Source organism: Stenotrophomonas sp. SMYL41 (genome assembly GCF_036319965.1).
Classification (GTDB): domain Bacteria; phylum Pseudomonadota; class Gammaproteobacteria; order Xanthomonadales; family Xanthomonadaceae; genus Stenotrophomonas; species Stenotrophomonas maltophilia_R.
Genome location: NZ_JAWIRX010000033.1, coordinates 1 through 22,293, shown reverse-complemented (window position 1 = coordinate 22,293; position 22,293 = coordinate 1). Strand labels below are relative to the sequence as shown.

The window sequence follows — 22,293 nt, the reverse complement described above, 5'->3', positions numbered from 1 at the left end:
ACCAACGGTCGGCACCCACACCATCAATGCAGTAGCTCCGCCGCTACTTCAGGCCTCGTAGGCGGACTCGCCGTGCGAAGTCACATCCAGACCAGTACGCTCTGCTTCCTCGGTGACGCGCAGGCCGACCACGCTGCGCACCACCAGCAGGATCAGCGTGGTCACCACCGCCGACCAGACCACGGTCAGGCCGACGCTGACCAGCTGCACCCAGACCTGATGGGCGATATCCAGATCGGGCTTGGTACCGCCCAGCGACTGTGCGCTGAACACACCGGTGAGAATCGCGCCGACGATGCCGCCGACACCATGCACACCGAACACGTCGGCGGTGTCGTCCACCTTCAGCATGCGCTTGAGGCCCGTCACGCCCCACACGCAGACCACGCCGGCGACGAAGCCGATGATGATCGCGCCAAGCGGGCCGACAGTTCCGCAGGCCGGGGTGATGCCAACCAGGCCGGCCACCGCACCCGAGGCCGCGCCAAGTGCCGACGGCTTGCCCTTGCCAATGGCTTCCACCAGCGTCCAGCCCAGCACGGCAGCGGCGGTGGCCAGCACGGTGTTGAGGAAGGCCAGCGAGGCCACGGTATCAGCGGCAGCGGCGGAACCGGCATTGAAGCCGAACCAGCCCACCCACAGCAGCATGGCGCCGATGTAGGTAAACGGCACGTTGTGCGGCTTCAGCGCGGTCTGGCCATAGCCCAGGCGCTTGCCGACGAACCACGCGCCGACCAGGCCGGCCACGCCCGCATTGATGTGGACCACGGTGCCACCGGCGAAGTCGATCGCGCCCAGTTCACCCAGGTAGCCGCCGCCCCAGACGATGTGTGCCATCGGGATGTAGCTGAGGGTGAACCACAGCGCCGAAAACAGCAGCACCGCGCGGAACTTGATGCGCTCGGCGAATGCGCCGACGATCAGCGCGGTGGTGATGCCGGCGAAGGTCGACTGGAAGGCGACGAACAGGTAATCCGGCAGGCCCTTGATCGGCGTGTTGCCCACCGACTCCGGCGTGAAACCCTTGAGGAAGGCGAATTCGGTGAACGAACCGAAGAACGGATTGCCGGCGCTGAACACCGCGCTGTAGCCATAGGCCACCCACAGCAGCAGCACCAGCGAGAACACCACCAGGATCTGGCTGAGCACTGACAGCACGTTCTTCGAACGCACCAGGCCGCCATAGAACAGGGCCAGGCCCGGCACGACCATCAACAGCACCAGCAGGGTGGAGGTGAGCATCCAGGCGACGTCGCCACGATCATAGGCGGCGGCTTCGGCCACGGCCGGCGCAGCAGCTGCCGCTGCAGGATCCTGCAGCGGTTCAACCGCAACGCTTTCGCTGGGCAGCGGCGAGATCTGGGCCTGGGCGTGGGCACTGCCCGGCCAGGCGCCGGCGGCCAGCGCGCTGAGCAGCATCAACAGGCACACCAGATGGAACCGGGCTTGCCACCCGGTGAGAAGGCGCATCTTCATGGGGGAGTCTCCGGAAGGGGGTTACAGGGCGTCGGCACCGATTTCGCCGGTGCGGATGCGGATGACCTGTTCGACGGCGGTGACGAAGATCTTGCCGTCACCGATCTTGCCGGTGCCTGCCGACGACTGGATCGCTTCGATCACCGCGTCGGCACGCTCGTCGGTGACCACGGTTTCGATCTTGATCTTGGGCAGGAAATCGACGACGTACTCGGCGCCGCGATACAGCTCGGTGTGGCCCTTCTGGCGACCGAAACCTTTCACTTCGGTCACGGTGATGCCCGACACGCCTGCGTCGGACAGGGCCTCGCGGACCTCGTCGAGCTTGAACGGCCGGATGATGGCGGAGATCAGTTTCATGCGCATGTCCCGAGGGTGGATGGGGCCAGCGCGCCAGCGCGCGTTGGCATCAGGCAACCACCGGCCATCGGGGTGATGACCGTGGCTGTTGCACCGGACACGTACTGGGCCGGGACGGCCGTGCCTCTCTCCTTGCACGACCGACGCGGGAGGGAGGGCGGCCCTGGTCGCGTATCCGGTCTCTCTCTTGCCCCTGGATCAGGGGTCAGAGCCCGTCCGTAAACGAACGGGATCCGACCCCGATCTGACCGCGGCTCCCCAGCCGCGAAAACGGGCGCGATGGCGGCGGGTGGGAGGGGGAAGCCCACCGCCATCGCCCCCGGTCAGCTGGCGTAGTACAGCTGGTATTCCAGCGGGTGGGTGGCCGCGCGGAACTTGGTCACTTCCTGCATCTTCAGCGCGATGTAGCCGTCGATGAAGTCATCGCTCATCACGCCACCGGCCTTCAGGAACTCGCGGTCCTTGTCCAGCGCTTCCAGCGCCTGGTCCAGCGAGGAGCAGACCTGCGGGATCAGCTTCTCTTCTTCCGGCGGCAGGTCGTACAGGTCCTTGTCGCTCGGTGCGCCCGGGTCGATCTGGTTCTTGATGCCGTCCAGGCCGGCCATCATCAGCGCAGTGAAGGTGAGGTAGCCGGACTGGATCGGGTCCGGGAAGCGCATTTCGATGCGGCGCGCCTTCGGGTTGGAGACCCACGGAATGCGGCACGATGCCGAACGGTTGCGGGCCGAATAGGCCAGCATCACCGGCGCTTCGAAGCCCGGCACGAGGCGCTTGTAGCTGTTGGTGCCGGAATTGGCGAAGGCATTGATGGCCTTGGCGTGCTTGAAGATGCCGCCGATGTACCACAGCGCCAGCTGGCTCAGGCCACCGTAGCCGTCACCGGAGAACAGGTTGGTGCCGCCCTTGGACAGCGACTGGTGCACGTGCATGCCGCTGCCGTTGTCGCCGACGATCGGCTTGGGCATGAAGGTGACGGTCTTGCCGTTACGGTGCGCGACGTTCTTGATCACGTACTTCATGCGCAGCAGTTCGTCGGCCTTCTGCACCAGGGTGCTGAACTTGGTGCCGATCTCGCACTGGCCGGCAGTGGCCACTTCGTGGTGCTGCACTTCCACCTCGATGCCGACCTGTTCCAGGGTCTTGCACATCTCGGCACGCAGGTCGTGCAGGGTGTCGGTCGGCGGCACCGGGAAGTAGCCGCCCTTCACGCCCGGACGGTAGCCGCTGTTGGCGCCATCGTACTTGGCGCCGCTGTTCCACGCCGCTTCTTCCGAGTCGACCTGGAAGAAGGTGTGGCCCATTTCATTGGCGAAGCGGACCGAGTCGAAGATGAAGAATTCCGGCTCCGGGCCGAAGAACGCGGTTTCGGCGATGCCGGAGGACTTCAGGTAGGCCTCGGCGCGCTTGGCGATGCCGCGCGGGCAACGGCCATACGGCTGCATGGTGGCCGGATCGAGGATGTCGCAGCTGATCACGATGGTCGGATCGGCGTAGAACGGGTCGACGTAGGCGCTGGCGGTATCCGGCAGCAGCACCATGTCCGACTCGGCGATGCCCTTCCAGCCGGCGATCGAGCTGCCATCGAACATCTTGCCTTCTTCGAACAGCGACGGCTCGACGATGCTGACCGGGAAGGTCACGTGCTGCTCGACACCACGCATGTCGACGAAACGCAGGTCGACGAACTCGATCTGGTTGTCCTTGATCAGCTTCTCAACGTTTTCCACGGACATCGGTACGACCTCGGATGGGGATGAATGCCTGCTGAGGTACAGCAACGACCGTGCCAACTTTTCGCAGGCTGCAAGTCATTGATTTAAAAAAGACCGCTCTCTAGCGGTGCAGAACCGTGCGCACCAAACGGGTGCAGCCGGCAGCAGACGCACCCGTTTGGTGCAGCAGGGATCGTCTATCCTCTCGACCTTCTTTCTTCCTGCCGCGCGCCCGCACCGTCCATGTCCGACCTGCTCTCTGCCCTGCTGCTGGGCATCCTCGAAGGCTTGACCGAATTCCTGCCGATCTCCAGCACGGGCCACCTGCTCATCGCCCAGCACTGGCTGGGAGCCCGTTCGGACTTCTTCAACATCGTCATCCAGGCCGGTGCGATCGTGGCGGTGGTACTGGTGTTCCGCCAGCGCCTGCTGCAGCTGGCCACCGGCTTCAACCAGCGCGCGAACCGCGAGTACGTGTTCAAGCTGGGCGCGGCCTTCCTGGTCACTGCGGTGGTCGGCCTGGTGGTGCGCAAGGCCGGCTGGTCGCTGCCGGAGACGGTCAGCCCGGTGGCCTGGGCATTGATCATCGGCGGCGTCTGGATGCTGCTGGTGGAGGCCTACACCGCGCGCCTGCCCGACCGCGACCAGGTGACCTGGACCGTGGCGATCGGCGTGGGCCTGGCGCAGGTGGTGGCCGGGGTGTTCCCCGGCACCTCGCGCTCGGCCTCGGCGATCTTCCTGGCCATGCTGCTGGGCCTGAGCCGCCGCGCCGCCGCCGCCGAGTTCGTGTTCCTGGTCGGCATTCCCACCATGTTCGCTGCCAGCGCCTACACCTTCCTGGAAATGGCCAAGGCCGGGCAGCTGGGCAGCGAGGACTGGGCCGACGTGGGCGTGGCCTTCCTTGCCGCGGCCATCACCGGCTTCGTCGTAGTGAAGTGGCTGATGGGCTACATCAAGTCGCACAGGTTCACTGCCTTCGCCCTTTACCGCATCGCGCTGGGCGCGGTGCTGCTGCTGTGGTTGCCCTCCGGCAGCTGAACAGCACCGGGGCACGGTAACCCCGTTGCCGGCCCCACCCCGTTTCCCCCACGGTTCCCCAAGGAGAATCACCATGAACCGCAAGCTCACCCTGCTCCTCCCGCTGGCCCTGATGGCCGCCTGCAGCCAGACCCCGGCCCCGGCCGGCACCGGCGGCGACGACGTGGCCCCGGCCGCGGCCAAGGCAGCAGACCAGCAGACGCTGGCGCACCTGGATGCGCAGCGCCTGCAGAGCCAGCACTGGCTGCTGCAGCAGGCCACCGGTGCCGATGGCAAGCGCATCGACGCGCTGTTCGCCCGCGAAGACAAGCCGGTCACCCTGGACTTCGCGGATGGCCGCCTGTCGGTCAGCAACACCTGCAACCGCATGGGCGGCGGCTACACCCTGGCCGACGGCAAGCTGAGCGTGTCTGCGATGGCCTCGACCATGATGGCCTGCACCGACAAGGCGCTGATGGCGCTGGACGAGGCCGTGTCCGGCCGCCTGCAGGGCGAGCTGAAGGCCGAGCAGGATGCCGATGGCAAGCTGACCCTGACCAACGCCAAGGGCGACGTACTGGTGTTCAACCCGGAGCCGACCGCTGAAACCCGCTACGGCGGCGCCGGCGAAACCGTGTTCCTGGAAGTGGCCGCCAAGACACAGAAGTGCTCGCACCCGCTGATCCCGGACTACCAGTGCCTGCAGGTGCGCGAAGTGAAGTTCGACGACAAGGGCCTGAAGCAGGGTGAGCCGGGCAAGTTCGAGAACTTCTACGGCAACATCGAGGGCTACACCCACGAAGACGGCGTGCGCAACGTGGTGCGCGTGAAGCGCTACGAAGTGAAGAACCCGCCGGCCGATGCGCCGTCGCAGGCGTATGTGCTGGACATGGTGGTCGAGTCGGCCATCGAGAAGTGATGTAGAGCCGGCTGTCAGTCGGCTGACGGGTGGAGGGCGGCCGCAAGGCCGCCCTTCTTCGTTGTGCGTCGTCGAGCCGAGCCCATGCTCGGCTGCTCTTCCGGCAGACAGCAGCCGAGCATGCGCTCGGCTACAGAAGCAGGTGGCTCGCTCAGCCCAGCGCCGGGTTCAACGTGTAGGTGCCATGCAGCGCGGCTTCGGCCAGCACGTGGCCGTGCATGACGCGGTAGGCGTCGGCAGCGGTGAAGCGTTCCGGCAGCTGCAGCGACGCTACGTCCAGCGCGAAGACGCGGAAGAAATAGCGGTGCAGGCGCTCGTCGTTGAACGGCGGATACGGGCCGTCATAGCCCAGGTAGTCACCGGCCATGTCCGGATTGCCTGCGAACCAACCGGTGAAGTCGTTCAGGCCCTGGCGGCTGCCGGCCGGGCCGGCCGGTGCGGACTTGCCCTTCACCACGAAGCCGTCGCTGCAGCTGCCTGCGGCGATCTCGTGCACCGAGGCCGGGATATCGGCCATCACCCAGTGCACGAAATCACAGCGCGGCTGGTCGCGCGGCACGCTCATGTCGGTGCGGCCGACTGTCTCCGGCACGGTGGGCACGTCTGGATCGACGCACACCAGCAGGAACGAACGGGTGCCCTCCGGCGCGCCGCTCCAGGCCAGGTGCGGATTGCGGTCCGGTGCGAAGCCCGCGGCATCGCCGGCGGCGAATTCGCGGTCGATCAGTGCACCGTTGGTCAGGCTGTGGCTGCTCAGTTGCATCGGCGTGTCCTCACTCTTCCGGGTAACCCAGGCGCACCGCGATCGGGGTGAGCTTGGCGAAGGCGGCGCTCATCACGTCGCGGTAGTTGCGCCAGTGGCCGGGCGGGAAGCGCGGCGCGCCCAGCTGCGCGGCCGGCGGCATCGGCCGCTCGAACAGGCGGCCCAGCAGTTCGGCCATCGCCTGCGGATCGTTGCCGATCTGGTCGATGCGCAGCAGCACCTGCGGATACAGATCGTCCTCGTGCAGGGCGGCGACCTGGGCCAGCGCGCGTGCCAGCCATTCGCTGGCTTCGGCCAGCGAGGTCATCGCCAGCGGTGCAGCCGCACCGTAGGCCACCCAGTCCAGCAGCATGTCGCGCGGATCACGCAGCACCACCAGCAGGCGGCCCTGCGGCAGCTGCGGGCGCAGCGCCCACAACAGCGCGTTGTCCCACCACAGCAGCCAGTCGATGACCGCGTCGTCCTGCACGCCCCGCGACGGCAGCTGTTCGCGCCAGCGCTGCACCAGCCGCTCCGGGGTCAGCACGCCGGAAGCGAGGTCCTGCAGCGTGTGGTAGTTCTGGAAGGCATCATCGGGTGCATTGGAGGTGTAGCGGTCGCTGCGCAGCACCGGGCTGGCGGCGGCCAGGGCGGTCGCCACGCGCTCCACGCCCGAACCCGGCGCCCCCCACAGGAAGATCGGCGCGGAGGTGGCCTCGCCGTCGATCTCGCCCTTGTCCGGCCAGCTCGGCGGCGCCTTGGCCTGCGGCGGCAGCGGCAGGCGCTGCGAGGCCTGGTCGGCCTGCAGTGCCAGCCAGGTCTGCAGCGCGTCTTCGTGCTGCCCGGCGCGATCCTGGATCTCACCCAGCCAGGTGCGCAGGTCGGCGCGGTGGCCTTCCGGTGCCATGTCGATCAGCGCCTGCACGCGGGCGACCGCGGCGGCCGGATCGCGTTGCAGCAGGCCTTCGACCAGGCGGGTTTCGCCGCTGACGCGGCCCGGTTCGAGGCTGACGATGCGCTCGGCGATCGCTTCGGCCTGGGCGTGTTCGCCGACCATGTCGTGCAGGCGCAGGCGCGCTTCCAGCGCCGGCAGGTGGCCCGGCATCGCGTCCATCCAGCGCTCGACCGTGGCGGCGGCGGTGGCACTGCCGACCTCTTCCACCGCCAGGCGTGCCAGCCACAGGTCATGCAGCTGCGGGTGCTGCTCCAGGGCGGCATCCAGGCGGGCGCGGGCCTCGTCTTCGCGGCCCAGGCGCTGCCAGGACATCAGCAGCAGCTGCAGCACGTCGCGGTCGTCAGGCAGCGACTCCAGCAACGGCAGCAGGTGCTCCAGCGCCTGCAGCGGCTGGCCGCTGCGCAGTGCCAGTTCGCCGGCCAGGCGGCGCATCGACGGCGTATCCAGGCCCTGCTGCTGCAGCGCGAGCTGCATCGCTTCGGCGGCAGCGTCCAGGTTGCCCTGGCGCATGGCCAGCTGCACCACCAGGCCATGCAACGAGGCAAGGGTGGGGTTCAGTTCCAGCACGCGGCGGAACGCCTGCTCGGCGAAGGCCAGCATGTTCTTGCCCAGGTAGGCGAAGCCCAGTGCGTAGAGCACGCGAATGTCGTTGGGCTGGGCCTGGTTGGCGGCCGACAGCAGCGTCAGCGCGCGATCGGGATCATCGCGGCGCAGCGCGATCATGCCGTCGATGGTCAGCAGTTCCGGGTGGTCCGGTTCGACACGCGAGGCCAGGGTGGACAGGCGCTGCGCTTCATCGAAATCATTGCGGCCGATCGCCAGGTGGGCCTGCATCAGGTAGGCGGCGAATGCGTTCGGGTCCAGCCCGGTGGTGCGCGTCAGTGCTTCGCCGGCGCCGTCGAACTGGCGCAGGGCCAGCAGCAGGCCGGCGTGCTGCAGGTGCAGCTGGGCATTGTCCGGGGCCAGCTGCAGCGCCTGCTGCAGGGCCTGCATCGCGTCCTCGGCGTTGCCCTGCTGCTGCAGCGCAAGCGCCAGCCAGCGGTGGGCCTCGGCCTGGCCGGGTTCATCACGGGTCCACGCCTGGGCCAGCTGCACGGCCTGGTCGGCCTCGTTCTGGCGCAACGCTTGGATGATCTGGTCTTGCATGGCGGTCCGGTTCAAGGGCAAACCCGCATTGTAGCGGCCTGCGCGCCCGTGCCGGTTCAGCCTTGCAGCACGCGCTGCAGGCGCTGCGCCACCCAGCGCTCGGAGAAGCCGTCGCCGCGCCAGTTTTCCAGGAAGCCGCAGTGGCCACCCCAGCAGGCGGTTTCCAGGTGCGCCTGGCGCGGCAGCTGCCAGTCGCTGAAGGTCGCATAGGGAATCACCGGGTCGTCCTGCGCCATCAGGATGTCGGCCGGCACCTGCAGCGTGGACAGGCGATCGCCGGCAATCGAGTAGCCATCGAAATAGGCCTGCAACGAGCCGAAGCTGGTGTGGCGCTCGACCAGCCAGGCGGTCAACGCGCGGATGTCCAGCTTCAGCACGCGGTCGTCGCAGTCGCTCAGCTCAGGGAACAGGTCGCGCTTGCGCCGCAGCGAACCGGCCCACTTGCGGCGGAAGTACCAGTCGTACATCGCCGGGCCGTTCTCGATGCTTTCCATGGTCAGTGCCGGGTCCAGCACCGGGCATACCGAGGCCACGCGCAGCAGCGGCACGCCGGCGGCCGGCGCGCGCAGGGCCAGGCGCAGCACGAAGTTGCCGCCCAGCGAATAACCCGCCGCCACCAGCGGCAGCTGCGGCCAGCGCTGGGCGATATCGCCGGCGGCATGCACCACTTCGTCGATCAGGTTGGAGTGGAAGATGCCGGGGTTGAGATGATGGGTATTGCCGTGGTCGCGGAAATTCAGCCGCACCACGTCGAAGCCCTGTTCGAGCATGCGCGCGGCCGCCATGCGCATGTAGCTGGATTCGGCGCTGCCTTCCCAGCCGTGCAGCAGCAGGGCCATGCCCTTGGGTTCGCGGCCTTCGACGTGGCTGTGCCAGCCCTGCAGGCGCACGCCATCGCCACCGTCGAGGATCAGTTCTTCGCTGATCGCGCCGGTCGCGGCCAGCAGCAGCAGGCCGCGCTGCAGGCGCATGCGGCTGGAGCTGAGCATCGATTGCAGGTGCGGATTGCGCAGCCAGCGCGGCGGCTGGTAGTCAGCCGCATGCAGCGTCGGCGTGCCGGCGTCCAGGACGGGTGGCGGGATCAGGGCCACCGCAGCCTCACTGCGTGCTCATGGCCGCCACGATGCGCGCGCGCGAAGTCTCCGCGATGCGCCGACGGCCCTCCAGATCCTGCGCACCGATCGGTGCCAGGAAGTGCACTTCCGCACGCCGCGCCGGCTCACCGAGCAGGCGCAGGAAATTGGCGAAGAAACTCTCGCCGGGGCCGAACGCGACAATGGTCTGCGCATCGCCCTTGGCGCCGTAAACCAGTGCCACCGGCTGCACCGGCACGCCGGTTTCAACTGCGGCCTGGAAGATGCGGGCATGGAACGGACCGACTTCGTGGCCGCCGCGGGTGCGCCCTTCGGGGAACACGCCCACCGCCTTGCCTTCACGCAGGCGATCGGACATCACCTGCATCACGCCACCGAGCGATTCGGTATTGCCGCGCTGGTGGAAGATGGTCTGGCCACGCGCGGCGAGCCAGCCGACCAGCGGCCAGCTGGCGATCTCGCGCTTGGCGACGAAGCCCATCATGCGCTGGCTGTGCAGGATGCAGATGTCGACCCAGCTGACGTGGTTGGCGACGAACAGCACGGCACCGGGCAACGGCGTGCCGATCTGCACCAGGCGGAAGCCGAAGATCCACATCAACCCACCCTGCCACCAGTTCACCACTTTGGCACCGAAGGTCGCTTCGCCCACGCGCAGTTCGCCCCACGGCCGAAGCATGCCGATCAGGATGAGCGGCAGGAACACGACGATGTGGACCAACAGCAGCGGTACGCGGTACAGGTAACGGCACACACGCGCCACGCCGCCGCGGGGGGCCGGAGTGGGGGAAGTCATCCGCGCACGATACCGGAGGGCCGTCATCGCTGCCAGCCGATTTAGGCCATAACTGCCATTGACCGGGGCAATCGGCAGGGAACGCTGGGTTCCGCTGCCGTCACCGGCCGTCCGGGGCTCAGCCGTGGCCGGCCGCCACCACCGACAGGGTCAGCCGCGAGATGCACACCAGCCGGCCCTGCTCATCCTCGATGCGGATCTCCCACAGCTGGGTGCTGCGGCCGACGTGCAGCGCGCGCGCGGTGCCGGTGACCGTGCCCGAGCGCACGGCGCGCACATGGTTGGCGTTGATTTCCAGGCCCACGCAGATCTGCTTGGCCGCATCCACGCACAGGTTGCCGGCGCTGCTGCCCAGGGTCTCGGCCAGCACCACCGACGCGCCGCCGTGCAGGATGCCGTAGGGCTGGCGGGTGCGCTCGTCCACCGGCATGGTGGCCTGCAGCCAGTCGTCACCGGCCGCGCTGAAGACAATGCCCAACGACGCGATCGCGGTGTTGCGGCTGAGCGTGTTGAGCTGCTCGAGGGAAACGGCTTCGCGGAACACCTGGGTCATGCGGGCACCTTCAGAGGATGGGAACGAGGCCGGCGCCGAATGCGGTCAGCATGCGGACCAGCAGCCACTTCGGGCCGACATTGACCTCGGGGAAGTCGCCCACGGCGACATAGCAGCGGTGGAAGCCCGGGTCCTGTCGCGGCAATGGCTGCGGGCAGTCCGGGCCGGGCTTGAATTCGTAGTCGGTGGCATAGCGCCACGGCCAGAAGTCGAGGATCGGCAGTGCTTCGGAGGCTTTGCCGACGCTGTAGTTGAGCCCGGAAAGCACCGGCGGCTTGGCCCGCGGCGCCACCGTCCACGAGTTCTGCGGATGGATATCGCGCAGGATGCTCTCGGCCAGCTGCTCGGCGAAGGCCGGGTCATCGATGATCACCGCGCCTTCGGTGTTGTAGTTCTCGCTGCGCGGATCGAAGTTGTGGGTGCCGACCACGCCGATGCGGCGATCGACCACCAGCGACTTGGCGTGCAGGCCCATACGGGCGCCCTTGCGGGTGACCGGCAACGGCTTGTTGACCGCCTTGCTGCCCAGGAACGACGGTCGTGTCTCGGTGCGCAGCAGGCGCGTTTCCACCTCGCTGCCGGCCGCGCGGCGGCGCTCGCGCGCGTTCTGGTAGGCGCTGCCGGTGCGCGGATGATTCACCGGGCCCTGCTTGCCGGTCGGCGCAGGGCGCTCATCGCGGCTGTCGCCGGCATTGCTGCCTGCAGCGCTGCCGCCGATCAACGGATTGCGCCCGCTGTCATCCTCGCCTTCGGGCGCAGCGATCGGGTCGGGCAGCAGGTTGCGGTAATCGACCGGTGCATCCAGCGGGAACGGCTTGTATTCGAAGATGTTGAAGCCCAGTTCGCGCATGTTGCGCCGCTTGTACTTGTACGACAGCGCATAGACGATCGGGTTGTCGGTGGCCGCCAGGCTGTTGCTGGATACCACCACGCGCGGCGGCTGCGGGCGCTCGCGCAGTGCTCGGAACAGCTTCTGCGCCGGCTTGGACAGCACCAGGTACGGGGTCTGCAGGATCACTTCCTTCTGCGCGCCGGCGATCAGCGCATCCAGCTGCGGCTCGGTCACGTGCTGGCCTGCCAGCGGCGCATCGGCCTTCTCGCGCCGGTGCTTGCGCGGCAGGTCGGCCACATAGCGCACCGAGGCCACCGGCAACGCGGTATCGACGAAGGAACGGCTGACGAAGTCCATGTCGTTGGCTTCGGCACTGACCCGCTGCACCCGCTCGGGGCGGCGGAAGCTGGCCGGCGGCAGGGTCGGCACGCCCTCGCGCAGCAGGGTGCGGCCGACATCGTTCAGGCGCTCGGCCGGCACGCTGCGCTTGGCGCGCCAGAAGGCATCGAAGTTGGCGGCCATCGCCCGCGCCTCCGGGCCGGCGATCAGCACGTCGCGGTCGCGGAAGTTGTACTCGCGATCCCAGTCGTAATAGTCATCCTGGTAGTTGCGGCCGCCGACCACGCCGATCGCATCGTCGATCACCAGCAGCTTGTTGTGCATGCGCTGGTTGAAGCGGCGGAAGCAGCACAGCACGCTGCCGGCATAGTCGAAGTAGTTCAGCCGGGCCTTGCCGAAGGTCGGGTTGTAGACCCGCAGCTGGAAGTTCTGGTGCGCGCCGGACAGCGCGCCGAGGATCTGCAGGTCGGAGATCGCCGAGAGCTGGTCGATCAACACCCGCACCTTCACCCCGCGCCGCGAGGCGGCCAGCAGCTCGTCGATGACCAGCCGCGCACTGTCGTCCTTGTCGAAGATGTAAGTCTGCAGATCGATGCTGCGGGTCGCGCTGCGCAGCAGGTTCAGGCGCGCCACCAGGGCGCCCTCGCCCTCGTCGAGCAGGGTGGCGTAGTGGCGCGGCTGTTCCGGGGTGGATTCGGTGAACGCCCGCCCGGCCAGCGCACGCAGGGGAGAGTCCTGCGCACAGCGATCGGCACGCTGGCAGTCGACGTCGGTCGAGCGCGCCTGCACGGCGATTGCTTCGGCGCGATCGCGCTCGGCATGCGAGAGCGATGCACAACCGCTGCCCAGCAACACGGTTGCCAGCGCCAGTACACGCAGCAGGAGGTTCACGGTTTCGGCGCCTCGCTCAGGCGCGCACGCAATACGAAAGTCACTCGGTCACTCAAGGCAAGCTGCCAGCTGTCCATTCCATACCGGCCTCGCTGAACGGTACCGCGGCTGACGACATCGCAATCATAGCCGGGTCGGTCGCACTCCGCTTTCTCGACCCGCAGCGACTCGGGGTGGCTGACGCCGCGCAGGGTCAGCCGGCCATTGATGTCGCCGCCCTGTTCCACGGTCTCCGGCCAGTACGGCAGCGAGTCGAACTCGACCACCGGATGGCGCCCGGCATCGAAGAACTCCTCGCCACGCATCCAGCCGGTATAGCGCGCCTTGCCGGGGATCTCCACCGAGCGGGTGAACATCTTCAGGTGCACCTGGTGGCGGCCATCGGACAGGAGCTCGATACGCCCCTCGAAGTGCGGGAACACGCCTTCGATGCGCTGGCCGAAGCGGGTGCGCACCTCGAAGCCGATCCGCGAGCGCTGGGTATCCAGGCGGAGTACCCGTGGCGCCTCGGCGGACACGGGCGGCAACGGGGTCGGTGGGGGCGCCGCGGCCCAGGCCGGGCCGAGCGCCAGCAACGCGGGCAGCAGGAAGCGGCTGCGCCGCGCCAGGCTCATCGGATCACGGCCACCAGAACGCGTTCAGGCTGGCCACGCCCGGTTCGATCGAGGACTCGCGCGGGAAGCCAAGGACGGCCACGCCGCCCGGCGGCATGCCACGGTAGTCACTGCTGGTGCCGTCGGTCATCAGGGCCACCAGCTGCTCCAGGCCCGGGTTGTGGCCGACGATCAACACCCGGTCCAGGTCACGGCGCTCGTCCACCAGCGCCGCCAGGGTGCCTGGGGTAGCCTCATAGATACGGTCTTCCAGGCGCTTTTCGACATAGCCGATGGCCGTCATCACCGCTTCCAGGGTCTCGCGGGTGCGTCGCGACGGCGAGCACAGCACGCAGTCGGGCAGCAGGTTGTTTTCCTTCAACCACTTGCCGGCCGCTTCGGCCTCGGCGAGCCCTACCGGCGACAGCGGCCGGTCGAGGTCGGCCTGGCCGGAAACGGCGGGTTCGGCATGGGCATGGCGCAGCAGGATCAATTCACGCATCGCGGGTTTCCATGAAAAGAGGGTGGAGACGTGCAGCGTTACAGCTTCAACCAGGACAGCAGCGGCTCCCAGTCGGCCTGGTGCTCGCGCACCTGGGCCGAGCGGTAGTCGAACAGGCTGCGGCCCAGGCCGGTCATGACCACGTAGCTCTGGCTGTCACGCAGCTGCGCGACCACCGGGTACGGCCACTCGCCCAGCATCTGCAGCGCCTGCTGCGAGGTCTGGGTCCAGGGTTTGGTGCGGTTGAGGACCAGCCCCACCGGCAGCTTGCGGCTGTGCACGCGCGGGTTCTGGGCCAGGCTGTTGAGGAAGCCGACGATGGCTTCGATATCCAGCGCCGAGGGCAGCACCGGCACCACCACGGCGTCGGCCGCGTCCAGGAAATGGGGGATATCGTCGGCCAGTGCCCCGGCCGGTGCATCGATGATGACGGTATCGGTACCGTCGGGCAGCTTCTGCGCCCACTGCTTCTTCCGGTACACATCGATGGGGAGCACCGCGCTTTCCAGCCCGGCACGCCGTTGTGCCCAGCGGGTGCTGGAGCCCTGCGGGTCGGCATCGGCGATCACCGTGGCCTTGCCCTGCAATGCCGCGTACGCGGCCAGGTGGGTGGCGACGGTGGTCTTGCCCACCCCGCCCTTGGAACCGGCCACCAGGATCGTCTTCATGCCAGCCTCGCTTCCGGGTACGTGCCCCGAGCGTACACCGGCGGTGGTGACGGGAGGTAGCGCCGTGCTGAACCAGTGGCCGTCGCCTTTGCTATCGTGGCGCCCCCGAAGGATCGAACCGGCATGAGCGAACTGCAGGACCTGAGCGCACTGATCCGCGCCAATACCCCCCTGATCGTGATCGAGACCCAGGATGAGGGCCGCATCGTCGAGCTGTTCCGGCAGACGCTGATGCACGTGTGGCGGGCCCTGCACCGCTGGTCCATCACCGAGGGCCTGCGTCGCATCGACCTGGACCGCGAAGACCCGCCGGTCGGCCCGCCCGACGCCAGCGCGGCCCTGCAGATGATTCGCCAGGCCGACCAGCGGGGTGTCTACCTGCTGCTCGATTTCCACCCCTACCTGGGCTATGCCAGCCACCAGCGCGCGCTGCGCGACCTGATCCAGCGCCGCCACAGCGAGCCGCACGTGCTGGTGCTGATCGGCGCCAAGGTCGAGCTGCCGGCCGAGCTGGAAGCGCTGGCGGTGCGCTTCAACCCGCGCCTGCCCGATGCCAATGCCCTGCTGAAGATGCTGCGCGAGGAGGCCGACGCCTATGCGCGCGAACACGGCGGCCGCCGCGTCGAGGTCGACAGCGAGGCAGTGAAGAAGATCCTGAAGAACCTGCAGGGCTTGAGCCTGGTCGACGCCCGCCGCATCGCCCGCCAGCTGATCTACGCCGACGGCGCGCTGCGCGACGACGACCTGCCGCAGCTGGCACGGCTGAAGTTCGAGCTGCTCAACCGCAGTGGCCACCTGTTCTTCGAGCATGACAGCGCGCGCTTCGGCGACGTGGCCGGTGCCAACCGGCTCAAGCGCTGGATAAGCCAGCGCCGGGTGGCGTTCATCGCCGGCTCGGCACCGGCCGGGCTGGACCCGCCGCGCGGCATGCTGCTGCTGGGCGTGCAGGGCTGCGGCAAATCGATGCTGGCCAAGGCCACCGCCGCCGGCTTCGGCGTACCGCTGCTGCGCCTGGACGTCGGTGCGCTGTACAACAAGTACCACGGCGAGACCGAGGCCAACCTGCGCCAGGCGCTGGCCTCGGCCGAGCAGCTGGCGCCCTGCGTGTTGTGGATGGACGAGATCGAGAAGGGCCTGGCCAGCGGTGGCGAGGACGGTGGCGTATCGCGCCGCGTGCTCGGCTACCTGCTGACCTGGATGGCCGAGCGCAAGGCGCCGGTCTTCATCGTCGCCACCGCCAACCAGGTGCACGAGCTGCCCGCCGAGCTGCTGCGCAAGGGCCGTTTCGACGAGATCTTCTTCGTCGACCTGCCCACGCCCGAAGTGCGCGTGGAACTGCTGCGGCTGCACCTGGGGCGACGCCAGCTCAATGGTGACGACTTCGCGCTGCCGGCGCTGGCGGCGGCAGCCAACGGCTTCTCCGGCGCCGAGATCGAGCAGGCCATCGTGGCCGGGCTGTATGCGGCGCACGCCGAAGGCCGGCCGCTGGATACCGAGCTGCTGATGAACGAGATCCGTGCCACGCGGCCGCTGTCGGTGCTGATGGCCGAGCAGGTGGAGGCACTGCGGGCATGGGCGTCGGGGCGCACGGTTTCCGCGGACGATTGAGGTTCCCGCGAACGGCACAGCCCCTCGTGGCTGGTCGCTCAACGCAGATGCTGGGTAGGGCCGGGCGGGTAGGCTGCGCAGGGGACGCTGCAAGTACGTCCCTGTAAGCTCGATCGCCGCATCCATGCGGCTCACGCCCCTGCGCAGCCTACCCGCCCGGCCTCTGACAATTCCCGGGGCGTCCAGCCACGGAAATGAAAAAAAGAAGAGCAAAGGCAAGAGCAAAAGCCGCTTGGCTGGTCGCTCTTTGTAGAGCCGAGCCCACGCTCGGCTGCATTTCGATCAGATATCGAATAGTTGATTCCGATGCGGATGCATCCACGCATGGCGTGGATCTACCGTGTCGACCAAGGTCGACACCTACCAACAGCAACAGGGAACCGTCAGAGGCGGGGCGGTATGGGCAGGCAGGACCGTTGGCGCCATGGATGGCGCCATCGAGCCCCCATGGGTGAGGGCGCTTTGCCTGCGAGGCATGCCTCGCAAGCGCCCGAACGCCCAGCCGCCAGCGGCTGGGCCGGACCCCGGAGGGGGGTTCACGGCGTCCCCGTAAACCCACAGTGCCCCGCCATCCCACAGGAAGCCCGCTGTTGCTTCGGCTGCTGCAGTTGCTCCAGCCGTTGCCTCTGCGGGTGCCGGGTGCAACCCGGCCGAACCCCTTCCCTCAGGGCCAGGCCGGCGGGGCGGCCGCCCAGGCCTGCTGCACTTCCGCCAGCGAAGCGCGCTCGTCGTCACGCCACAACGGCAACAGTTCCGCATAACGGCTGCTGTCGCTCCACTGCGTCGGCTCGGTACGCACCGCTGCGGCATACCACTGCACCGCCTCCTGCTTCTGCCCCGCCCGCCACAGCGCCAGCGCATAGGTGGGTGGCAGCCAGCCCGGCTTGCTCAGCGAACCACCGGCGGCGGCCTGCCATTGCTCCAGGGCCGCCTCGGCCTGGCCCTGCCGCAGCAGGTCCCAGCCGTAATTCCAGCGCACGCCACGGCCCAGGCTGCCCTGCACCGGCGCATCCTTCAGTGCTTCGCGATACAGCTGTTCACCCAGCTCGGTGCGGCCCTGCGCAATGGCCACCGACGCCAGCTGCACGGTGGCCTCCACGGTGCGCCGGCCGCGCTCGCGCTGCTTGAGCAGCTGCGCCACCAGTTCATCCCCGTCGGACTGGACCACGACCATCGGCACGGCGGCCGCATCGCTGTCGAAGTAGAACTCCTGTGGTGCCGGCACCGCCGGCGCGGCCCACACCGGGGCCGTTCCCGAGACCAGCAACATGCTGCCCAGGATCTTTCCTGCAACTGACATCCCTTCTCCCCAGGCCGCAACCGCAGCCTCCCTCTCTCTCCCCGATCCTAACCCCAGCATGGCCGCCTGCGCGAGTGCCGGGGCGGAAGGGCCCCACTGCTACAATTCGCGCCTTTCCCGCCGCGTGCCCGCACGCGGCCGGTGCCAGCCGATCCTGACCGGGCCAGCCATGACCAGTACCGCGCAACTCACTTCGCCCTCTTCCGCCGACCTGATCGACCGTGGCTACACGCTCGACCACAAGTACACCCGCAACGAGGGGCGGATCTATCTGAGTGGCGTGCAGGCGCTGGTGAAGCTGCCACTGATGCAGCGGCTGCGCGATGCACAGGAAGGCATCGACAGCGCCGGTTTTGTCAGTGGCTACCGTGGCAGCCCGCTGGGCGGCTTCGATCTGGAACTGTGGCGCGCACGCAAGCACCTGGACGCGGCCAAGGTGAAGTTCACCCCCGGCCTGAACGAGGACCTGGGCGCCACCATGGTGTGGGGCACCCAGCAGACCAACCTGTTCCCCGGCGCCAACGTGCAGGGCGTGTTCGGCATGTGGTACGGCAAGGGCCCGGGCGTGGACCGCTGCGGCGACGTGTTCAAGCACGCCAATGCCGCCGGCACCTCGCGCTACGGCGGCGTGCTGGCCCTGGCCGCCGATGACCATGCCTGCCGCAGTTCAACCCTGCCGCACGGCAGCGAGGACGAGTTCGTCAGCGCGATGATGCCGGTGCTGAATCCAGCCGGCGTGCAGGACATCCTGGACATGGGCCTGCTGGGCTGGGCAATGAGCCGTTATACCGGCCGCTGGGTTGGTTTCAAGACGATCGCCGAGACGGTCGAATCGTCGGCCTCGGTCGAGGTCGATCCGATGGCGCGCCGCATCGTGCTGCCCGAAGACTTCGAGATGCCGGCAGGTGGCCTCAACATCCGCTGGCCGGACCCGCCGCTGGACCAGGAGATGCGCCTGCACCGCTATGCGGTGAAGGCCGCACAGGCATTCGCCCGCGCCAACGGCATCGACAAGGTGGTGATGGACGCGCCGCGCGCGCGGCTGGGCATCGTCACCACCGGCAAGAGCTACCTGGACGTGCTGCAGGCGTTGGAATACCTGGGCCTGGACGAAGCCGCCTGCGCCGACATCGGCATCCGCGTGTACAAGGTCGGCATGACCTGGCCGCTGGAGCCGCAGGGCATCGCGCGCTTCGCGCAGGGCCTGGAAGACATCATCGTGGTGGAGGAGAAGCGTGCCTTCATCGAGCGCCAGATGAAGGAGCAGTTCTTCAACTGGCCGGCCAGCTGGGGCCAGCGCCCGTCGATCGTCGGCAAGTACGACGAGAGCGGTGAGTGGATCCTGCCGTCCACCGGTGAACTGACTCCGGCCACCATCGCCGGCGTGATCGGTCGCCGCATCCAGAAGTTCTTCAACAACGAATCGATCGAGCAGCGCCTGCAGTGGATGCAGGAAAAGGAAGCCGAGCTTGCGTTGCCGCGCGCCAGCTTCCCGCGCGTGCCGCACTACTGCTCGGGCTGCCCGCACAACACGTCCACCAACGTGCCGGAAGGCTCGCGTGCGCTGGCCGGCATCGGTTGCCATTACATGGTGACCTGGATGGACCGCAGCACCGACACCTTCACCCACATGGGCGGCGAAGGGGTGACCTGGGCCGGGCAGGCGCCGTTCACCGATACCCCGCACGTGTTCCAGAACCTCGGCGACGGCACCTACTTCCACAGCGGTTCGCTGGCGATCCGCCAGGCGGTCGCCGCCGGCGTCAACATCACCTACAAGATCCTCTACAACGATGCGGTGGCGATGACCGGCGGCCAGCCGGTGGACGGCCCGTTGAGCGTGCCGGACATCGCCAGGCAGATGCGCGCCGAAGGCATCCACACCATCGTGGTGCTGTCGGACAACATCGGCAAGTGGACCGGCCAGCGCGAGCACTTCCCCAGCGATGTCGAGTTCCACGACCGCAGCGAACTGGACGAAGTGCAGAAGCGCCTGCGCGAAGTGAAGGGTGTTTCAATCCTGATCTACGAACAGACCTGCGCCACCGAGAAGCGCCGCCGCCGCAAGCGCGGCAAGCTGGAAGACCCGCAGAAGCGGGTGCTGATCAACTCGCTGGTCTGCGAAGGCTGCGGCGACTGCGGCAAGAAGAGCTTCTGCGTTTCGGTGCTGCCGAAGGAAACCGAGTTCGGGCGCAAGCGCGAGATCGACCAGTCCAACTGCAACAAGGACTATTCGTGCGTGAACGGCTTCTGCCCGAGCTTCGTCACCGTGCACGGCGGCCAGCCACGCAAGGGCAGCAAGCGCGATGCCTCCACCCTGCTGGACAACCTGCCGGCACCGGCCATCCGCGGCAGCCTGGAGCAGCCCTGGAACATCCTGATCACCGGCGTCGGCGGTACCGGCGTGGTGACCATCGGTGCGCTGCTGGGCATGGCCGGCCACCTGGAAGGCAAGGGTGCGACCGTGCTCGACCAGACCGGCCTGGCGCAGAAGGGCGGTGCGGTGACCACGCACATCCGCATTGCGCGCCGCCCGGACGACATCCACGCCGTGCGTATCGCCGCCGGCGAAGCCGACCTGGTGCTGGGCTGCGACATGGTGGTGGTGAACGATTACTGGGCGCTGTCGAAGGTGCGCGCCGGCCGTTCGCAGGTGGTGCTGAACACCTATGAAGCGATGCCGGGCACTTTCACAACCCGCCCGGACATGCAGTTCCCCGCCGCCGATATCGTTGCCGGTGTGCGCGTGGCGCTGGGTGGCCAGGAGCCGCTGCTGCTCGATGCCACCCAGCTGGCCACCGCTCTGCTGGGCGATGCGATCGCCGCCAACCTGTTCATCCTCGGCTACGCCTGGCAGCAGGGCCTGGTGCCGCTGTCGTTCGATTCACTGATGCGCGCCATCGAACTCAACGGCGCTGCGGTGGCGATGAACCAGCAGGCCTTTGCCTGGGGCCGCCTGGCTGTGGTCGATCCGCAAGCCGTGCAGCAGGCCGCCGGCCTGGTACACAACCGCCACACCGATACCGAATCCACCCCGGGCCCGCTGCATCCGCTGCCGCCAGGCGAGTGGGAAGGCAACGAATGGGGCGCCACCGCGGCACCGCGCAACACCGGCGACGAACGCGAACTGCGCGGCCTGCCCTCGCACGGTGGCGACGTGGCATTCCTGCCGCTGGACGATGCCCGCCTGTCGCGTTCGCTGGATGAGATGATCGAGCGCCGCGCCGCGTTCCTGGTCGAGTACCAGGATGCTGCCTATGCCAACCGCTACCGCAGCCTGGTCGAGCGCGTGCGCGCCGCCGAAGCCGACCGCATCGGCGGTTCCACCGCACTGACCGAGACCGTGGCCCGCTACCTGTTCAAGCTGATGGCCTACAAGGACGAGTACGAAGTGGCCCGCCTGTACACCAGCGGCGACTTCCAGCGCCGCCTGCAGCAGCAGTTCGAGGGCGATTACCAGCTGCGCTTCCACCTGGCGCCGCCGCTGTTCGCCAAGAAGGACGAGCAGGGCCGGCTGCTGAAGAAGGAGTACGGCCCGTGGATGTTCAAGGCCTTCGGCCTGCTGGCCAGGCTGAAGTTCCTGCGTGGCGGTCGCTTCGACGTGTTCGGCCGCACCGGGGAACGCCGCATGGAGCGCAAGCTGATCGGCGATTACGAGGCCACCGTGCAGCTGCTGCTGGACGGCCTGGATGACGACCGCTTGGCGCTGGCGGTGGAAATCGCCAGCGTTCCCGAGCACATCCGCGGCTTCGGCCACGTCAAGGAAGCGCATGTCGAGCAGGCCAAGGTGCGTGAAGCCGCCCTGCTTGCGCAGTGGCGCAACCCGAAGGCGCTGCACATCGTGCAGGTGGCTTGAAGGGAATGCCGGCGGTTCACCCCAGCCGCCAGAGCAGCAGGCGGTTGTTGGCCGGCATCGCCACATCGCCCAGGCGGGTGAACCCGTGGTCGGCGGCCAGCGCCTGCACCGCTTCGCTATCGCGGATGCCGCTGCGCGGGTCGCGCGCCTTCAGCCAGGCATCGAACTGCGCGTTGCTTTCGCTGGTGTAGCGGCCGCCGTAGTTGAACGGGCCGTACGCCGCCAGCAGCGCGCCGCGACGCAGCACCGATGGCAGCGCGGCGAACAGCACCTGCACGTGCTCCCAGCTCATGATGTGCAGTGTGTTGGCGCTGAATGCGGCGTCGAACATGCTGCCCTGCGGCAGGCTCAGACCGGGCGCCGGTGGAAGTTCCACCTGCAGCGCCACCGGCGGCAGCAGGTTCAGCAGCGCGGCCCCGGCGCGCCAGGCCTCGATGCCGGGCAGATGGTCCGGATGGTCGCTGGGCTGCCAGCGCAGCCACGGCCAGCGCTCGGCGAAGAAGGCCGCGTGCTGTCCGGTGCCGCTGCCGATTTCCAGCACCCGGTGACGGTCGCCCATCCACGGGTCGAGTGCGGTGGCGATCGGTTCGCGGTTGCGCTCGCAGGCTTCTGAATACGGCTTGCTCGACATCAGGACGGTGTCCAGGCGGGGTCGGCCCCATTGTGCACGAGGGGGTGTTGCCCGGCAGGGCTGCGCCCTGCACCCGCCGAAGCAACCGCAAAGGCCGAAGCAACGTCAAAAGCTGGCTTCCTGGGGGATGGCGGGATGGATCCGATTGCGGGGGACGCCGTGAATCCGTCCATGGAGGCTCGGTCGCGCCATCCATGGCGCTCACGCCCCCGCAACCGGACCCACCCCGCCTTCGACAGTTTCCAGCGATCTGTTGGAACGGCATTGGGGTCAGATCCGTTTTCCGCAGGAAAACGGATCTGA

Annotated in this window: 18 protein-coding genes; 4 read left to right on the top strand and 14 right to left on the bottom strand. The window is 68.0% G+C overall.

Annotated elements, in window-relative coordinates; genetic code table 11:
• Window positions 1–48: 48 nt before the first annotated feature.
• The 3 genes from amt to glnA form a co-directional block, all read right to left on the bottom strand.
• Entirely contained in the window at window positions 49–1,476 is a 1,428-nt protein-coding gene (amt, locus tag V3B30_RS22580) for an ammonium transporter (RefSeq protein WP_262084063.1), read from the bottom strand.
• 21 nt (window positions 1,477–1,497) lie between these two features.
• Window positions 1,498–1,836, bottom strand: coding sequence for a P-II family nitrogen regulator (locus V3B30_RS22575; protein WP_004134334.1), 339 nt, complete (start codon window positions 1,834–1,836; stop codon window positions 1,498–1,500).
• 323 nt (window positions 1,837–2,159) lie between these two features.
• A complete protein-coding gene (gene glnA / locus V3B30_RS22570) occupies window positions 2,160–3,569 on the bottom strand; it encodes a type I glutamate--ammonia ligase (RefSeq protein ID WP_100475025.1) in 1,410 nt (469 codons plus the stop codon).
• Between the two features lie 222 nt (window positions 3,570–3,791).
• Between glnA and V3B30_RS22565 the strand changes: the two genes are divergently transcribed.
• Both V3B30_RS22565 and V3B30_RS22560 read left to right on the top strand, forming a co-directional pair.
• Window positions 3,792–4,586: an undecaprenyl-diphosphate phosphatase gene (locus tag V3B30_RS22565; protein WP_262084064.1), complete on the top strand. Its 795-nt coding sequence runs from the start codon at window positions 3,792–3,794 to the stop codon at window positions 4,584–4,586.
• A gap of 73 nt (window positions 4,587–4,659) precedes the next feature.
• Window positions 4,660–5,484: an META and DUF4377 domain-containing protein gene (locus tag V3B30_RS22560; protein ID WP_262084065.1), complete on the top strand. Its 825-nt coding sequence runs from the start codon at window positions 4,660–4,662 to the stop codon at window positions 5,482–5,484.
• A gap of 151 nt (window positions 5,485–5,635) precedes the next feature.
• On the opposite strand, the gene V3B30_RS22555 is transcribed toward V3B30_RS22560, so the two are convergent.
• The 9 genes from V3B30_RS22555 to V3B30_RS22515 all read right to left on the bottom strand — a co-directional run bounded on the left by V3B30_RS22555 (window position 5,636) and on the right by V3B30_RS22515 (window position 14,595).
• Window positions 5,636–6,247, bottom strand: coding sequence for a YbhB/YbcL family Raf kinase inhibitor-like protein (locus V3B30_RS22555; protein ID WP_262084066.1), 612 nt, complete (start codon window positions 6,245–6,247; stop codon window positions 5,636–5,638).
• Between the two features lie 10 nt (window positions 6,248–6,257).
• Window positions 6,258–8,327 carry a tetratricopeptide repeat protein gene (locus V3B30_RS22550; protein ID WP_262084067.1) on the bottom strand — a complete coding sequence of 690 codons (2,070 nt, stop codon included), beginning with the start codon at window positions 8,325–8,327 and terminating at the stop codon, window positions 6,258–6,260.
• A 56-nt stretch (window positions 8,328–8,383) separates the two neighbouring features.
• Window positions 8,384–9,373 carry an alpha/beta fold hydrolase gene (locus tag V3B30_RS22545; protein WP_042359058.1) on the bottom strand — a complete coding sequence of 330 codons (990 nt, stop codon included), beginning with the start codon at window positions 9,371–9,373 and terminating at the stop codon, window positions 8,384–8,386.
• Window positions 9,374–9,425: 52 nt separating this feature from the next.
• Window positions 9,426–10,217, bottom strand: coding sequence for a lysophospholipid acyltransferase family protein (locus V3B30_RS22540; protein WP_100475031.1), 792 nt, complete (start codon window positions 10,215–10,217; stop codon window positions 9,426–9,428).
• A gap of 118 nt (window positions 10,218–10,335) precedes the next feature.
• The gene (locus V3B30_RS22535) at window positions 10,336–10,770 is read right to left on the bottom strand and encodes a hotdog fold thioesterase (RefSeq protein WP_262084068.1); all 435 of its coding nucleotides are present in this window, start codon (window positions 10,768–10,770) and stop codon (window positions 10,336–10,338) included.
• 10 nt (window positions 10,771–10,780) lie between these two features.
• Window positions 10,781–12,832, bottom strand: a complete 2,052-nt coding sequence (locus V3B30_RS22530) for a phospholipase D family protein (protein WP_262084069.1) — start codon at window positions 12,830–12,832, stop codon at window positions 10,781–10,783.
• Complete coding sequence (locus V3B30_RS22525; RefSeq protein WP_262084070.1) at window positions 12,829–13,446, bottom strand: YceI family protein; 618 nt, start codon at window positions 13,444–13,446, stop codon at window positions 12,829–12,831. Before V3B30_RS22525 ends, V3B30_RS22530 begins: the two co-directional genes overlap by 4 nt.
• Window positions 13,447–13,450: 4 nt before the next feature.
• Complete coding sequence (locus tag V3B30_RS22520; protein WP_262084071.1) at window positions 13,451–13,927, bottom strand: histidine phosphatase family protein; 477 nt, start codon at window positions 13,925–13,927, stop codon at window positions 13,451–13,453.
• Window positions 13,928–13,965: 38 nt separating this feature from the next.
• The gene (locus V3B30_RS22515) at window positions 13,966–14,595 is read right to left on the bottom strand and encodes a ParA family protein (RefSeq protein WP_010487235.1); all 630 of its coding nucleotides are present in this window, start codon (window positions 14,593–14,595) and stop codon (window positions 13,966–13,968) included.
• Window positions 14,596–14,718: 123 nt separating this feature from the next.
• Here V3B30_RS22515 and V3B30_RS22510 point away from each other — a divergent pair, with 123 nt between their 5' ends.
• Window positions 14,719–16,203: an AAA family ATPase gene (locus V3B30_RS22510; protein ID WP_005420987.1), complete on the top strand. Its 1,485-nt coding sequence runs from the start codon at window positions 14,719–14,721 to the stop codon at window positions 16,201–16,203.
• Between the two features lie 664 nt (window positions 16,204–16,867).
• Here V3B30_RS22510 and V3B30_RS22505 read toward each other — a convergent pair.
• Window positions 16,868–17,503, bottom strand: a complete 636-nt coding sequence (locus V3B30_RS22505; RefSeq protein ID WP_100475036.1) for a tetratricopeptide repeat protein — start codon at window positions 17,501–17,503, stop codon at window positions 16,868–16,870.
• A gap of 169 nt (window positions 17,504–17,672) precedes the next feature.
• On the opposite strand from V3B30_RS22505, the gene V3B30_RS22500 reads away from it, so the two are divergent.
• The gene (locus V3B30_RS22500; RefSeq protein WP_262084072.1) at window positions 17,673–21,359 is read left to right on the top strand and encodes an indolepyruvate ferredoxin oxidoreductase family protein; all 3,687 of its coding nucleotides are present in this window, start codon (window positions 17,673–17,675) and stop codon (window positions 21,357–21,359) included.
• A 16-nt stretch (window positions 21,360–21,375) separates the two neighbouring features.
• Here V3B30_RS22500 and V3B30_RS22495 read toward each other — a convergent pair whose 3' ends face one another.
• On the bottom strand, window positions 21,376–21,990 hold the full coding sequence (locus tag V3B30_RS22495; RefSeq protein WP_100475038.1) for a DUF938 domain-containing protein: 615 nt from the start codon (window positions 21,988–21,990) through the stop codon (window positions 21,376–21,378).
• Between the last annotated feature and the right edge of the window lie 303 nt (window positions 21,991–22,293).